Here is a 13,156-nt window from a genome sequence, read left to right on the forward strand (position 1 = left end):
GGGGTCACGCCAGTCGCGAGGCGAGCTCGTCGATCTTGTCGGGACGGAAGCCCGACCAGTGGTCCTCGTCGGTGATGACGACGGGGGCCTGCAGGTAGCCGAGGGCCTTGACCTGCTCGAGGGCCGCGGGGTCCTGCGAGAGGTCGAGGATCTCGTAGTCGATGCCCTTCGAGTCCAGTGCGCGGTAGGTCGCGTTGCACTGCACGCAGGAGGGCTTGGTGTACACCGTGATGGTCATGTCGCTGTGTTCCCCTCAGCTTCGTTCGTGTGTCTGTGATCGTGGATCCGGCCAACCCCCGGCCGGGAACCCAATACTACATATGGGTGCCGACATTGATAGTCACCACAAGGGGTAGTAGTTACATCCGTGTAGTTTTTGCTCCGCTCTCCACAGGTACAACACATGTTGTCCACCGTTTCATCCACAGGCGGGGGCGTGTCGGCCAACCTGGAAAACCGCTGGATGACGGCCTTCGGAGCCCTCCTGCGGACATCTGTCCACAGGCGTGACGCTAGGACGGCCCTCGGACATCGATCGGCCTGTGGAATCACGCTCCGCGTTCGTCCCCGGCGTGTCGCGGGGTGCGGCGTGGTGTCGCTGAGGGCGATCGTCACGCCGACGCCTCTCGGCCGCTACCGTGGAGAGGTGGCGGGGTATCGGGATCTTCTTCGCACCCCGGGAGTGGGGCGCATCATCGCCGCACAGCTGACGGCACGCTTCCCCAACGGGATGACGAGCCTGGCGGTGCTCCTCCACATCGAGCACGTCACCGGCTCGTACGGTGCCGCCGGTCTCGTCCTGGCCGCGGCCTCCGTGGGCCAAGCCGTCTCCGGCCCGGTGACCAGTCGATGGATGGGCATCTGGGGCATGCGCCGCGTGCTCACGCTGACGCTCCTGGTGTGCGCGTCGGCGATCACCACGCTCGCGCTCGTGCAGACCTCGCTGCCGGTGTACATGGCCCTCGGGCTCGTCGCGGGCCTGTCGACGCCGCCCGTGCAGTCGGCCGTCCGCACCATCTATCCCAAGATGGTCAACTCCCGGCAGCTCACCCCGCTGTTCTCCCTCGACGCCTCGCTGCAGGAGATCATCTGGATCCTCGCGCCGGTGGTCATCACCTTCGTCGCGACGCAGGTGGGCACGTGGGAGGCGCTCATCCTCATCGTCGTGATCCTGCTCGGCGGCGGCGGCTGGTTCATCCTCTCCCCCGAGGTCGGCCGCGTGCGCATCCCGCGCAGCCGGCGCGCGTTCGGCAAGGTGCTGACCAAGCCGCCCGTGGTCCTGGCCACGGTCATCGGCTTCCTGCTCATCGGCGCGTGCTCGGCCGTCGAGGCCGGAGTGGTGGCGACGTTCGGGCACGGCGGGCTGGAGGCCGGCATCGTGCTGGCCGTCTTCTCCATCGGCAGCCTCGCCGGAGGGCTCTCCTCCGGCTCCATCCCGATGGGTCCGTGGGCGATGGCGCGGCGCCTGGGCATCGTCGCGGTCGGGCTGGCCGCCACGATGGTCTCGTTGGACGTCTGGTGGCTCGGCGGCACGCTGCTCTTCGCCGGCATCGGCATCGCGCCCGCGCTGGCCGTCATCTTCGCGATGACCTCGGCCAGCGTGAAGTTCAGCGACACCGCGGAGGCGTACGGCTGGGTGGGCACCGGTCAGCTCATCGGGGCGGCGGCCGGCTCGGCGGTCGCCGGCTTCCTCATCGACGGCGTCGGCCCGCAGGGCGCCTACGTCGCCGCGACCGCGTTCGCCGTGATCGGGGTCGCCGTGGCCGTGGTGTTCGTCCGGGGCTTCCCCGACCTGCGCCACCGCGATGCCAGCCCCATTCCCGACACGGAGCCGGTCGGCACGATCACCTGAGCCGCCGGCGCGTCAGGAGATGCGGCGCAGCAGCTCGAGCACGGCGAGCGCGTACGCGTCGGCGGGCTCGGGGTGCTCGAACACCTGCGCCGCGCCGCCGACGACGATCTCGACCTCGTGCGTGTCGTCGAGACGTCGCAGCGCGCGGAAGGCTCCGCGCAGCAGCTCGCGAAGCTGCGCCTCGTGCGGCAGCCACAGGGCATCCTCGAGCGCGACCGAGTCCAGCGCCCACTCGGTGGTGCCGTTGAAGGCCAGGATGCGCCCCGTGGAGTACTCGCGCGGCTCGATCGTCATCTCGCTGACGGTGAAGACGTCGGCGTCGAACTCGGGCTCGTTCAGCTGGAAGCGGTCACCCGACGCGGGGTGCCAGACCAGTCCGGCGGCGCGGAGTGCGAGGGCCATGTCGCTGGAGATCATGACGTCCATCATCGACCAGGATGCCGGGGCCCGGGGCCGCTCGTAGGCTGGGAGCATGCTCGTGCCCGTCACCCTCCCGCGCCTGTCATGGGGCGATCCGTCGGCTGCGCGCCGTGCGCTCCTCGTCCACGGCCTCGGGTCGAACGGGGCGCTGATGTGGCGCTTCGGCATCGCCCTGGCCGAGGACGGCTGGTTCGCGGAGGCCGTCGACCTGCGCGGGCACGGCACCGCGCCGCGTGCGCTCGACTACTCGATCCCGGCCTACGCCGCCGACCTGCTGCACACGCGCCCTGCGGACGGCGCCTGGGATCTGGTGGTCGGCCACTCCCTCGGCGGCGCCGCCGCGACCTCGGCCGCGGCGGACGATCCGGGCTGGACCCGCCGTCTCGTGCTCATCGACCCGGCCATCCATCTCACGGCGACCGACCGCTCGACGGTGCGGGCGAGCCAGGAGCGGTCGTTCGCCGACCCGACCGAGGCCGCCGTCCGCGCGGAGCACCCCCACTGGCACGAGCAGGACATCGAGCTCAAGGTCGTCTCCGCCCGCCAGGCCGGCCGATGGGCCGTCGAGCAGACGAGCGATCAGAACCCGGACTGGGATGTGCGGGGCGCCGCCGCGCGCCTGACGATGCCGACGCATGTCATCGCGGCCGACCCCGCCGTCTTCTCCATCTTCGGCGGCGCGCTGCGCGCCGAGGTCGAGACGAACCCGCTCGTGACGGTCTCCGTCGTGGAGGGCGCGGGACACTCACCCCATCGCGACCGGCCGGACGAGACCCTCCGCCAGCTGAGAGAGGCCCTGTCATGAGCGCACCGGCGGCCGCGGCATCCATCCGCTCCTTCGACCCGGCAGCCTGGCTGCCCGACGACCTGCTCGAGCGCTTCCGCGCGCGGGCGGTGGAGCACGACCGCACGAACACGTTCCCGGAGGCCGACCTCGGCGAGCTGCGCGACCTCGGCTACCTGGCGATCCTCGTGCCCGAGGACCGCGGAGGCGCCGGGCTCACGCTCGCCGAGGCCTCGATCCTCCAGCAGCGCCTCGCCGGCGCGGCGCCCGCGACCGCCCTCGCGATCAACATGCACCTGGTGTGGACCGGCGTCGCCGCGGTGCTGGCCGACCGGGGCATCGACGACCTCGCGTTCGTGCAGCGCGGCGCCGCCGCGGGCGAGGTCTTCGCGTTCGGCATCAGCGAAGCCGGCAACGACCTCGTGCTCTTCGGAAGCGACACGGATGCCACGCCCACCGGCGACGGGGGCTACGCGTTCACCGGCACGAAGATCTTCACCTCGCTCGCGCCGGTCTGGGCGCACCTGGGCGTGCACGGCCTCGACACGACGTCGCCCGACGCTCCGATGATGGTCTTCGCGCTGCTGCCGCGGAGCGACGCGATCGTCACCCGCGACGACTGGGACACCGTCGGCATGCGCGGCACGCAGAGCCGCACGACCGAGCTCCACGGCGCCGTCGCCTCCGCCGAGCGCGTCGTGCGCCGCATCCCGCCCGGGCCGAGTCCCGACCCGCTCATCTTCGGCATCTTCAGCGTGTTCGAGATCCTGATCGCGTCGGTCTACACCGGGATCGCGCGGCGGGCGCTGGACGTGGCGGTGGAGACGGCGCACCGCAAGCGCTCGAAGAAGTCCGGCGCCGCGTACAGCCAGGACCCGGACATCCGCCGGCGTGTGGCCGGGATGGCGATGGCGTACGACGCGCTGCCGCCGCAGCTGCAGTCGCTGGCGCGCGACGTCGACGAGCAGGTGGACCACGGCGCACGCTGGTTCTCGCTCCTCGCGGGGCTGAAGCACCGCGCGGTCGTGATGGCCAAGGGCGTCGTCGACGATGCCCTCCTCGTGGCGGGCGGCTCGTCGTACACGTCGGGCTCCGAGCTCGGACGCCTCTACCGCGACGTCATGGCCGGGATGTTCCACCCCTCCGACCCGGAGTCGGCGCACTCGGCGCTTGCGACCGCATGGCTGGGGCCGGTCCACTCCTGACCCCGGTCGCGCGCTGAACCCGCGTCAGCGGCGGTCGAAGTCGAAGGCCTTCAGCAGCTCGCCGACAGCCTGCTCGCGTGCGTCGCCGCCGTCCTCGAACATCTCGCTGACGTGCGTGCGCAGGTGGTTCTCCAGCAGCAGCCGGTTGAGCGACTCCAGCGCCTTCTCGATCGCCCGCGACTGGGCGATGATGTCCATGCAGTAGTCCTCGTTCTCGATCATCTTCGCGAGGCCCCGCAGCTGCCCCTCGAGGATGCTCGTGCGGTGCAGCGCGCGCTTCTTGATGTCGTCGATCACGCCGCAAGGCTACCCCGGCCGCACCGCAGACCAGGCGTGCGAGGATGGCCCGATGGCGCGCACCCCCACGGCCCTGCTGAGCCCCGCAGATCAGGAGCGCCGTCGCGGTCTGCGCGTGATGAAGGGCGTCGCGCTCGGCGCCCTCCTCTTCATGGCGGTGCTGTTCGTGATCGCCTTCGTCTTCCAGGAGCGCGTCGAGTGGCTCGCCTACGTGCGCGCCGCCGCGGAGGGCGGCATGGTCGGTGCGCTGGCCGACTGGTTCGCCGTCACGGCGCTGTTCCGGCATCCGCTCGGGATCCCCATCCCCCACACGGCGATCATCCCTCACCGCAAGGACGAGATCGGCCAGAACCTCGGGGAGTTCGTGGAGACGGAGTTCCTCCGCGCCGATGTCGTGCGCACCAAGCTTGAGACGACCGCCGTGGCCGCGCGTCTCGGCGAGTGGCTGAGCGATCCGACGCCGACCCCCGGCAAGGGGACGCACGCCGAGCGCGTCTCGGCGGAGGCGGCCGACATGGCGCAGGGCATCCTGCGCGCCCTGAGCGACGACGACGTTCAGAGCATCATCGAGGACCTGGCGCGCGAGCACCTCATCGTCCCCGAGTGGGGCCCGCCGCTGGGCGTCTGGCTCGAGCGGATCGTCGCGTCGGGGGCGCACCACCAGGCTGTCGACCTCGCCGCCGAGAACATCGGCAGCTGGCTGGCGGCCAACCGCGACGCGTTCGGCGGGCTCGTGTCGCGTCGCCTGCCCGGCTGGGTGCCGAAGCTCGCCCATCGGCTGGTCGACGACACGGTCTACAACGAGGCGATCAAGTTCGTCGCCGCCGTGCAGGCCGACCCGGAGCATCCGGCGCGCAAGGCCGTCGACGGCTACCTCGAGCGTCTCGCCGACGGCCTCCAGCACGACCCGACCACCATCGGACGCCTCGAGGACGCGAAGTCCTCGGTGTTCGACAGCCCGCGGGTGCGCGAGCTCGCCGCGCAGGCGTGGGAGACCGCGAAGACGGGGCTGCTGTCGTCCCTCGCCGATCCCGCCAGCGGCCTGCGCGTGCGGGCGGCGGCCGCGCTCACGGAGATCGGCGTGAGACTGACGACGGATGCCGCGCTGCAGCGCCGCGTGGACGGATGGGTGACCGACGCCGCCGTCTTCCTCGTGGAGCGGTACCGCCACGACATCGCTTCGATCATCACCGACACCGTCGAGCGCTGGGACGCCGCCGAGACGACGGAGAAGATCGAGCTCATGGTGGGCCGCGACCTGCAGTACATCCGCCTCAACGGTACGATCGTGGGCGCCCTCGCGGGACTCGCGATCTTCACGATCGCCCATCTTCTGCTGACCTGACCGGTCATCGGCCGCGGCGGGCGCGGCGGCCGACGCGCGGGTGCGACGGCGCATCCGACGGAGGAGAGAAATGACGCGCGACCGATCCCTGACCATCCGCATCATCGTGCAGTTCGCCCTGGCGGCTCTGTTCCTCGCCGTGGCGGTGGTCACCGTGATCGAGCCCGAGTGGATCGAGGTCGTCTTCGGCATCGATCCCGATCGCGGCAGCGGCGCGCTGGAGTGGGTCATCGTCCTCGCCCTCGGCGTGCTCGCCGTCGTCGCGGCCGGATTCGGCGCCCGCACCGTGATCCGGCGGCGCCGGATCGGGCACGCGTGAGCGGCGCCGCCCTGTCCGTCGACCCGCTCTGGCCGCGCGCCGGCGACTGGCCGGCGGCGGAGGGCGACGGTCTCGACGCCGTCCTGCTCGGCGTGCCGGCGTTCCGCACCTCGCTGTCGCCGACCGGGGCGCACGCGACACCCTCGGCGGTGCGGGCGGCGCTGCGGCGGTTCAGCCCGACGCTGGCGGGTCCGCCTCCGCTCGACCTCGGCGCGGCGCTGCGCATCGCCGACGCCGGCGACATCGACGAGCCCGACGGTCCCGCCGGCGAAGCGCTCGTGCGCGGCCGCGTCGCCGCGCTGCGCACCGCCGCGCGGCTGGTCGTCGCGCTCGGCGGCGACAACTCCGCGACGGTCGCCTTCGCACAGGGAGCCGGGGCCACGGGGCTCATCACGCTCGACGCGCACCTCGACCTGCGGGACGGCACCTCGAACGGGTCTCCCGTGCGCCGGCTGGTGGAGGGCGGCCTCGACCCGCACCGCATCGTGCAGATCGGCATCGCGGACTTCGCGAACTCGGCGGCCTATCTGCAGCGCGCGCTCGACCTCGGCATCACCGTCATCACTCTGGACGAGGTGCGCCGACGCGGTGTCGAGGACGTCATGGCGCAGGCGCGGGAGGTGGCCGGGGCCGGTGCCGACGCCGCGATCCACCTGGACGTCGACGTCGACGTCTGCGACCGCTCCGTCGCCCCCGCCTGCCCCGCGAGCGTCCCGGGCGGGCTGAGCGCCGACGCGTTGCGCGCGCTCGCGCGCGCCGCGGCATCCGATCCCCGGCTCGTCAGCGCCGACATCGTCGAGGTCGACGCCACCGCCGACACCCCCGACGGGCGCACGGTGCGCCTGGCCGCGCTGTGCGTGCTCGAGCTGCTGGCCGGATTGGCGGTGCGCGCGTGATCCGGCTGGTGCTGGTGCGGCACGCGAAGTCCGACTGGGGCGACGCGTCGCTCGATGACCATGACCGGCCGCTCAACGAGCGCGGGCTCCGCGACGCCTCCGAGATGGCCGCGCGGCTGGCCGCGACCGGGTTCCGGCCCGACGTGATCCGCTCGAGCACGGCGCTGCGCGCACGCACGACCGCCGCGATCTTCGGCGAGGCGCTCGGGGTCGAGCCGCAGCTCGTGGAGCGCCTCTATGGAGCGCCGGCGGCCACGCTGCTGTCCGAGGCCGTCGCCGCGGGCGGGCGCGCGGTCATGATCGTCGCGCACGACCCCGGCATGACGGTGCTGGCCGAGCGCCTGTCCGACGGCGGCATCGGCCACATGCCCACCTGCGCGGTCGCGACCTTCACATGGGATGAGGACGACGCAGCTCTCGCGACCGCCGTGCCGCCGGCATCCTGGACCTTCGACTCGCCGCGCTGAGCGTCGCCCGCGCGGTCAGAGCCAGGCGCCGTCCTTCATGACGCGCGAGACGAGCGGCACGCCGGGCCGATAAGCGAGGTGGGTGCGGCTGGGAGCGTCGAGAACGAGGAGGTCGGCGCGCATGCCGGGCGCGATGGCACCGACGTCCGTGCGGCGCAGAGCGGTCGCTCCCCCGGCGGTGGCCGCCCACACGGCCTCATCGACGGTCATCCCCATCTCGCGGACGGCGAGCGCGATCATCAGCGGCATCGAGCTCGTGAAGCTCGACCCCGGGTTGCAGTCGCTCGCCAGTGCCACCGTCGCTCCGGCGTCGAGCAGCAGGCGGGCGTCGGGGTACGGCTGCCGCGTCGAGAACTCCACCCCGGGCAGCAGCGTCGCGACGGTGCCCGAGGCCGCCAGTGCCGCGACGTCCTCGTCGGACAGGTGCGTGCAGTGATCGACGGATGCTGCGCCCACCGCCACTGCGAGGCGCACCCCCTCGCCCGGGCCGAGCTGATTGCCGTGCACCCGGGGCAGGAGTCCGCGGGCGATGCCCGCCTCGAGCACGCGGCGGCTCTCGTCGGGGGTGAACGCGCCCCGTTCGCAGAACACGTCGATCCAGCGGGCGTGCGGCGAACACGCGTCGAGCATCGCGCCGCAGACGAGCTCGACGTAGTCGTCGCGGCGGTCCTCGAACTCGGCGGGCACGACGTGGGCACCGAGGAAGGTCACCTCGTCGGTCACCTCGGCCGCGAGCCGCGCGGAGCGCTCTTCGTCGGCGACGGTGAGGCCGTAGCCGGTCTTGACCTCGAAGGTCGTCGTGCCCTGACCGTTCAGCTCGACGACGAAGCCGGCGAGGCGGGCACGCAGCTCGTCGTCGCTCGCGGCGCGGGTGGCGGCGACGGTCCGCCGTATGCCGCCGGCGGCATACGGCGTGCCCGTCATCCGGGCGGCGAACTCGTCCGCGCGGTCTCCGCCGAAGACGAGGTGGGTGTGGCTGTCGACGAATCCGGGCAGCACGGCCCGGCCCGCGACATCCACGACCTCGACCCCCCGCGAAACAGCATGCGCGCGGCCAGGCCTAGGGGAATCGCCTACGTCTCGCCGCGCCGCTGCAGTCTCGCGGTCGATGGGGGCGTCGGCGGCGGCTCCGACCCACGCCACGTGTCCGTCCTCGACGAGCACCGCCGCATCGCGGATCGTCCCGCACGCGTCGCCGTCGTGCGCGACGTTCGTCGTCAGCTCGCCGATCCCCGTCAGCAGCACCCGGGCGCTCACAGCATCGGCACGTTCAGGCCGCGCTCGCGGGCGACCTCCCTGGCCCGCTCGTAGCCGGCGTCGACGTGGCGCATCACGCCCGTGCCCGGATCGTTCACGAGCACGCGTGCGAGCTTCTCGGCGGCGAGGTCGGAGCCGTCGGCGACGGTCACCTGGCCGGCGTGGATGCTGCGGCCGATCCCGACGCCGCCGCCATGGTGGATCGACACCCACGACGCGCCGCTGGACGTGTTGAGCAGCGCGTTGAGCAGCGGCCAGTCCGCGATCGCATCGGACCCGTCGGCCATGGCCTCCGTCTCCCGGTAGGGCGAGGCGACCGAGCCGGCGTCGAGGTGGTCGCGCCCGATGACGATCGGCGCAGACAGCTCGCCCGAGGCCACCATCTCGTTGAATTTCAGGCCCGCGAGGTGGCGCTCCTTGTAGCCGAGCCAGCAAATGCGGGCCGGCAGGCCCTCGAACGAGACCTTCTCCCCCGCCTGCTCGATCCAGCGGCGGAGTCCGGCGTCCTCGGGAAAGAGCTCCATCACGGCGCGGTCGGTGCGGCGGATGTCCTCCGGATCGCCCGACAGCGCCACCCAGCGGAAGGGGCCACGGCCTTCGGCGAACTGCGGACGAATATAGGCCGGCACGAAGCCGGGGAACGAGAACGCCCGGTCGTACCCGCCCAGCTGCGCCTCGGCGCGTATCGAGTTGCCGTAGTCGAAGACCTCGGCCCCGGCATCCTGGAATCCGACCATCGCCGCGACGTGCGCGGCCATGCTCGCGCGCGAGCGCCGTGTGAAGTCCTGCGGATCGCGGTCCGCTTCGGCGCGCCACTCGTCCAGGGCCGCACCGACGGGCAGATAGGCGAGCGGATCGTGCGCGCTCGTCTGGTCGGTGACGATGTCGATCGGGATGCCGCGGGCCAGGAGCTCCGGGAAGACCTCGGCCGCGTTGCCGACGAGGCCGACGGAGAGCGGGGAGCCCGATTCCCTCGCCGCGAGCACGCGTCGCACGGCCTCGTCGAGGTCGGTCGTGTACTCATCGAGGTAGCGGCGCTCGACGCGGCGGGCGAGCCGGGTCTGGTCCACGTCGACTATGAGCACCGCTCCGCCGTTCATCGTGACGGCCAGCGGCTGCGCGCCGCCCATGCCGCCGCATCCCGCGGTGAGCGTCAGGGTGCCGGCGAGGCTCGCGGTCGCAGCATCCCGCCCCGCCTTCTGCGCGAGCGACCGTGCCACCGCGGCGAACGTCTCGTACGTGCCCTGCAGGATGCCCTGCGTGCCGATGTAGATCCAGGAGCCCGCGGTCATCTGCCCGTACATGGTGAGACCGAGGTGCTCGAGGCGGCGGAACTCGGGCCAGGTCGCCCAGTCGCCCACGAGGTTCGAGTTCGCGATGAGCACGCGGGGCGCCCACTCGTGCGTGCGGAACACGCCGACGGGCTTGCCGGACTGCACGAGCAGCGTCTCGTCGGGCTCGAGCTCGTCGAGGGTGCGCACGATCGCGTCGTAGGCCGCCCACGTGCGCGCCGCCTTGCCCGTGCCGCCGTAGACGACGAGGTCTTCGGGATGCTCCGCCACCTCCGGATCGAGGTTGTTCATCAGCATCCGCTTGGCCGCCTCCGCGCCCCAGCTCTTCGCCGTGCGCTTCGCCCCGCGCGCCGCGCGCACCGTGCGCGGTCCTGCCTCCGTCGCCGTTCCGCTCATCGTTCCGCTCCTTCGCTCGTCTCGTCCGTGCCCGTGCCGTCTCTGCTCCCGCCGGTGTCGGCCGGCTGCTGTGCCGATCCGGAGGAGATGTGCAGATCCGGAGGACGGATGCCGCGCCGCGAACCTCCTGTTCCGTCTTTCTCCTCCCGATCTGCGCGCCCCGCACCGGCCGGGCGCGCCCGAGCGCCGAGCACCGCTGCGACCGCGCCCGCGGCGACCAGCTCGACCACGCTCTCGATCTCGGGCGACAGGAAGCGATCGGGACCGGGCCCACCCGCGGCCGTGCGCACGACGGCGCGAGCGTCCGCGGTGCGTGCGGCGGGAGCCAGCGGCGCGCGCAGGTCCAGCGCCCGCGCGGCCGTGATCAGCTCGATCGCCAGCACCCGGGTGAGCCCGTCGACGGCGCGGCGGAGCTTGCGTGCGGCCGCCCAGCCCATCGAGACGTGGTCCTCCTGCATGGCCGAGGAGGGGATGGAGTCGACCGACGCGGGCACGGCGAGGCGCTTGAGCTCCGAGACGATGCCCGCCGCGGAGTACTGGGCGATCATGAGGCCCGAATCGACGCCGACCTCGTCGGCGAGGAACGGCGGCAGCCCGTTGCTGCGGGCGGCATCGAGCGCGCGATCGGTGCGGCGCTCCGAGATCGAGGCGACGTCGGCGACGGAGATGGCGAGGAAGTCGAGCACGGCGGCGATCGGCGCGCCGTGGAAGTTGCCGTTGGACTCGACGCGCCCGTCGAGGGTGATGACGGGGTTGTCGACGGTGGCGGCGAGCTCGCGCGTCGCGATGAGGCGGGCGTGCTCGAGCGTGTCGCGCGCGGCGCCGTGCACCTGCGGCGAGCATCGCAGCGAGTACGCGTCCTGCACCCGCGTGCACACCGACGGGTCGCGGTGGCTCGCCATCAGCGGCGATCCGGCGAGCATGCGGCGCAGGTTCTCCGCCGACGCCGTCTGTCCGAGCTGCGGGCGCAGCGCCATCAGGTCGGCCGCGAAGACGGCGTCGGTGCCGAGCTGGCTCTCCACCGACATGGCGGCGGCGACGTCGGCCGTGTCGAGCAGCATCGACAGGTCGTCGATGGCGAGGAGCAGCATCCCGAGCATGCCGTCGGTGCCGTTGATGAGGGCGAGGCCCTCCTTCTCGCGGAGCACGAGACGCGTGAGGGATGCTGCGGCCAGCGCCTCCGCGGCCGGCATGGGGTCGCCGCCGCCCACGCGGACGTCGCCCTCGCCCATCGCGGCGAGTGCGACGTGGGACAGCGGCGCCAGGTCGCCGGAGCATCCGAGCGAGCCGTACTCGCGGACGATCGGGGTGATGCCGGCGTCGAGCATTCCGGCGTAGGTCTCCACGACCTCGCGGCGCACGCCGGTGCGACCGGAGGCGAGCGTCTGCAGGCGCAGCAGCATCAGCGCCCGGACGACCTCGCCTTCCACCTCGGGCCCGGTGCCGGCGGCGTGCGAGCGGATGAGGCTCGCCTGCAGCTGCCGGCGGCGCTCGGGGACGATGAAGGTGGTGGCGAGCGCGCCGAAGCCGGTGGAGATGCCGTAGTGCGGCTGCGGGTCGTCGGCGAGCAGCTCGACGAGCGTCCGCGTCTGCTCGACGCGCTCGAGGGCCTCGGCGGCGAGCGACACCCGCGCACCGTGGCGGGCGACGGACACGACCTCGTCGGGTGTGAGGGGAACCGACCCGACCGTGACGGTGCGGGGGTCGGATGCCGCGATCTCGGCCACGCTCGCTGTGCTCATGTCCTGATTCCACACGCTGCGCCTCGCTCGCGACACCGGCCCGTGGCATCCTGTGTCTGAGATGACAGACAGTTCGGCGGAGTCAGACGGCCGGTCTCCGACGCGCCCGCAGGTGCCGGCGGCGGAGCAGACGCTCCGCGTGCTGTCGTTCCTGGCGCGTCAGCGCGGCCCGGTGCCCGCGCGGGCGGTCGCAGTCGCCCTCGGCATCCCGCGCTCGAGCGTCTACCACCTGCTCGCCACGATGCAGGAGCAGCAGTTCGTGGTGCATGTGCCCGAGGAGCGGCGGTGGGGGCTCGGCATCGCCGCGTTCGAGCTCGCCGGCGGCTATTCGCGGCAGGAGCCGCTCGCGCGACTCGGTCGCCCGGTCGTCGCCGAGCTCGTCGACCGTACCGGCGAGAGCGCCCACCTCGCCGTCATGCACGGCCGCGACGTGCTCTACATCGTCGAGGAGCGCGCGCCGCACCGACCGACGCTCGTCACGGACGTCGGCGTGCGCCTCCCCGCCCACCTGACCGCGTCGGGCCGGGCCATGCTCGCCGCCCTTCCCCGCGAGCAGGTGCGGGCGCTGTACCCGGATGCCGCGGCCTTCGCCGAGCGCACCGGCCGGGGTCCGCGGCGGCCGGGCGAGCTGCGCGAGGTGCTGCGGTCCGTCCGAGCCGCCGGCTTCGCGAGCGAGGACGGCGAGGTCACGCTCGGTCTGCGCTCGGTCGGCGTCGCCGTGCGCGACCACGTCGGCTGGCCCGTGGCCGCGATCGCCGTCACCTACGCCGACGACCGCCCCGTCGACCCGGCCGCCCTCGCCGCACGCGTGGAGCCCGTCGCGCGCGAGCTCGCCCGGCGCCTCGGCGGGCGCTGACCTCCCCTCTCCCGCGAGACAGCACCCG

14 protein-coding genes are annotated in these 13,156 nt (G+C 72.8%); 8 read left to right on the forward strand and 6 right to left on the reverse strand.

What is annotated here, in order from left to right; all coding sequences use genetic code 11:
• Positions 1-4 precede the first annotated feature (4 nt).
• Complete coding sequence (nrdH, locus tag CVS47_RS10145) at positions 5-238, reverse strand: glutaredoxin-like protein NrdH (protein WP_127095965.1); 234 nt, start codon at positions 236-238, stop codon at positions 5-7.
• 408 nt (positions 239-646) lie between these two features.
• On the opposite strand from nrdH, the gene CVS47_RS10150 reads away from it, so the two are divergent.
• The gene (locus CVS47_RS10150) at positions 647-1,852 is read left to right on the forward strand and encodes an MFS transporter (protein ID WP_127095966.1); all 1,206 of its coding nucleotides are present in this window, start codon (positions 647-649) and stop codon (positions 1,850-1,852) included.
• A gap of 12 nt (positions 1,853-1,864) precedes the next feature.
• On the opposite strand, the gene CVS47_RS10155 is transcribed toward CVS47_RS10150, so the two are convergent.
• Positions 1,865-2,269: a pilus assembly protein CpaE gene (locus CVS47_RS10155; RefSeq protein ID WP_127095967.1), complete on the reverse strand. Its 405-nt coding sequence runs from the start codon at positions 2,267-2,269 to the stop codon at positions 1,865-1,867.
• Positions 2,270-2,324: 55 nt separating this feature from the next.
• Here CVS47_RS10155 and CVS47_RS10160 point away from each other — a divergent pair, with 55 nt between their 5' ends.
• The gene (locus tag CVS47_RS10160) at positions 2,325-3,077 is read left to right on the forward strand and encodes an alpha/beta fold hydrolase (RefSeq protein WP_127095968.1); all 753 of its coding nucleotides are present in this window, start codon (positions 2,325-2,327) and stop codon (positions 3,075-3,077) included.
• Positions 3,074-4,261: an acyl-CoA dehydrogenase family protein gene (locus CVS47_RS10165; protein ID WP_127095969.1), complete on the forward strand. Its 1,188-nt coding sequence runs from the start codon at positions 3,074-3,076 to the stop codon at positions 4,259-4,261. The genes CVS47_RS10160 and CVS47_RS10165 overlap by 4 nt, the downstream gene beginning before the upstream one ends.
• Positions 4,262-4,285: 24 nt before the next feature.
• Here the strand turns inward: CVS47_RS10165 and CVS47_RS10170 are convergent, their stop codons facing one another.
• A complete protein-coding gene (locus CVS47_RS10170) occupies positions 4,286-4,558 on the reverse strand; it encodes a metal-sensitive transcriptional regulator (protein ID WP_127095970.1) in 273 nt (90 codons plus the stop codon).
• A 52-nt stretch (positions 4,559-4,610) separates the two neighbouring features.
• On the opposite strand from CVS47_RS10170, the gene CVS47_RS10175 reads away from it, so the two are divergent.
• The 4 genes from CVS47_RS10175 to CVS47_RS10190 all read left to right on the forward strand — a co-directional run bounded on the left by CVS47_RS10175 (position 4,611) and on the right by CVS47_RS10190 (position 7,585).
• The gene (locus CVS47_RS10175) at positions 4,611-5,903 is read left to right on the forward strand and encodes a DUF445 domain-containing protein (protein ID WP_127095971.1); all 1,293 of its coding nucleotides are present in this window, start codon (positions 4,611-4,613) and stop codon (positions 5,901-5,903) included.
• Between the two features lie 70 nt (positions 5,904-5,973).
• Positions 5,974-6,222 (forward strand): ABC transporter permease, encoded by a 249-nt coding sequence (locus tag CVS47_RS10180; RefSeq protein ID WP_127095972.1) that lies wholly within the window; start codon positions 5,974-5,976, stop codon positions 6,220-6,222.
• Positions 6,219-7,118 carry an arginase family protein gene (locus tag CVS47_RS10185; protein WP_127095973.1) on the forward strand — a complete coding sequence of 300 codons (900 nt, stop codon included), beginning with the start codon at positions 6,219-6,221 and terminating at the stop codon, positions 7,116-7,118. The genes CVS47_RS10180 and CVS47_RS10185 overlap by 4 nt, the downstream gene beginning before the upstream one ends.
• Complete coding sequence (locus tag CVS47_RS10190; RefSeq protein WP_127095974.1) at positions 7,115-7,585, forward strand: SixA phosphatase family protein; 471 nt, start codon at positions 7,115-7,117, stop codon at positions 7,583-7,585. Before CVS47_RS10185 ends, CVS47_RS10190 begins: the two co-directional genes overlap by 4 nt.
• 15 nt (positions 7,586-7,600) lie before the next feature.
• Here CVS47_RS10190 and hutI read toward each other — a convergent pair whose 3' ends face one another.
• From hutI to hutH, 3 genes are read right to left on the reverse strand one after another with little or no spacing between them, the layout of a single operon-like run.
• Entirely contained in the window at positions 7,601-8,842 is a 1,242-nt protein-coding gene (gene hutI, locus CVS47_RS10195; protein WP_127095975.1) for an imidazolonepropionase, read from the reverse strand.
• A complete protein-coding gene (hutU, locus tag CVS47_RS10200; protein WP_127095976.1) occupies positions 8,839-10,530 on the reverse strand; it encodes a urocanate hydratase in 1,692 nt (563 codons plus the stop codon). The genes hutI and hutU overlap by 4 nt, the downstream gene beginning before the upstream one ends.
• The gene (gene hutH, locus CVS47_RS10205; RefSeq protein ID WP_127095977.1) at positions 10,527-12,272 is read right to left on the reverse strand and encodes a histidine ammonia-lyase; all 1,746 of its coding nucleotides are present in this window, start codon (positions 12,270-12,272) and stop codon (positions 10,527-10,529) included. Before hutH ends, hutU begins: the two co-directional genes overlap by 4 nt.
• A 61-nt stretch (positions 12,273-12,333) precedes the next feature.
• Here hutH and CVS47_RS10210 point away from each other — a divergent pair, with 61 nt between their 5' ends.
• Positions 12,334-13,128 (forward strand): IclR family transcriptional regulator, encoded by a 795-nt coding sequence (locus CVS47_RS10210; protein ID WP_127095978.1) that lies wholly within the window; start codon positions 12,334-12,336, stop codon positions 13,126-13,128.
• The last annotated feature ends 28 nt before the right edge of the window (positions 13,129-13,156 follow it).

Source organism: Microbacterium lemovicicum, assembly GCF_003991875.1.
GTDB lineage: Bacteria > Actinomycetota > Actinomycetes > Actinomycetales > Microbacteriaceae > Microbacterium > Microbacterium lemovicicum.

Excerpts from the sequence above, each read along its gene's own strand:
- CVS47_RS10155 (WP_127095967.1), bottom strand. The coding sequence starts at position 2,269 with ATGATCTCCAGCGACATGGCCCTCGCACTCCGCGCCGCCGGACTGGTC.
- CVS47_RS10175 (WP_127095971.1), top strand. The coding sequence starts at position 4,611 with ATGGCGCGCACCCCCACGGCCCTGCTGAGCCCCGCAGATCAGGAGCGC.
- CVS47_RS10160 (WP_127095968.1), top strand. The coding sequence starts at position 2,325 with ATGCTCGTGCCCGTCACCCTCCCGCGCCTGTCATGGGGCGATCCGTCG.
- hutU (WP_127095976.1), bottom strand. The coding sequence starts at position 10,530 with ATGAGCGGAACGGCGACGGAGGCAGGACCGCGCACGGTGCGCGCGGCG.
- CVS47_RS10180 (WP_127095972.1), top strand. The coding sequence starts at position 5,974 with ATGACGCGCGACCGATCCCTGACCATCCGCATCATCGTGCAGTTCGCC.
- CVS47_RS10165 (WP_127095969.1), top strand. The coding sequence starts at position 3,074 with ATGAGCGCACCGGCGGCCGCGGCATCCATCCGCTCCTTCGACCCGGCA.
- hutH (WP_127095977.1), bottom strand. The coding sequence starts at position 12,272 with ATGAGCACAGCGAGCGTGGCCGAGATCGCGGCATCCGACCCCCGCACC.
- nrdH (WP_127095965.1), bottom strand. The coding sequence starts at position 238 with ATGACCATCACGGTGTACACCAAGCCCTCCTGCGTGCAGTGCAACGCG.
- CVS47_RS10210 (WP_127095978.1), top strand. The coding sequence starts at position 12,334 with ATGACAGACAGTTCGGCGGAGTCAGACGGCCGGTCTCCGACGCGCCCG.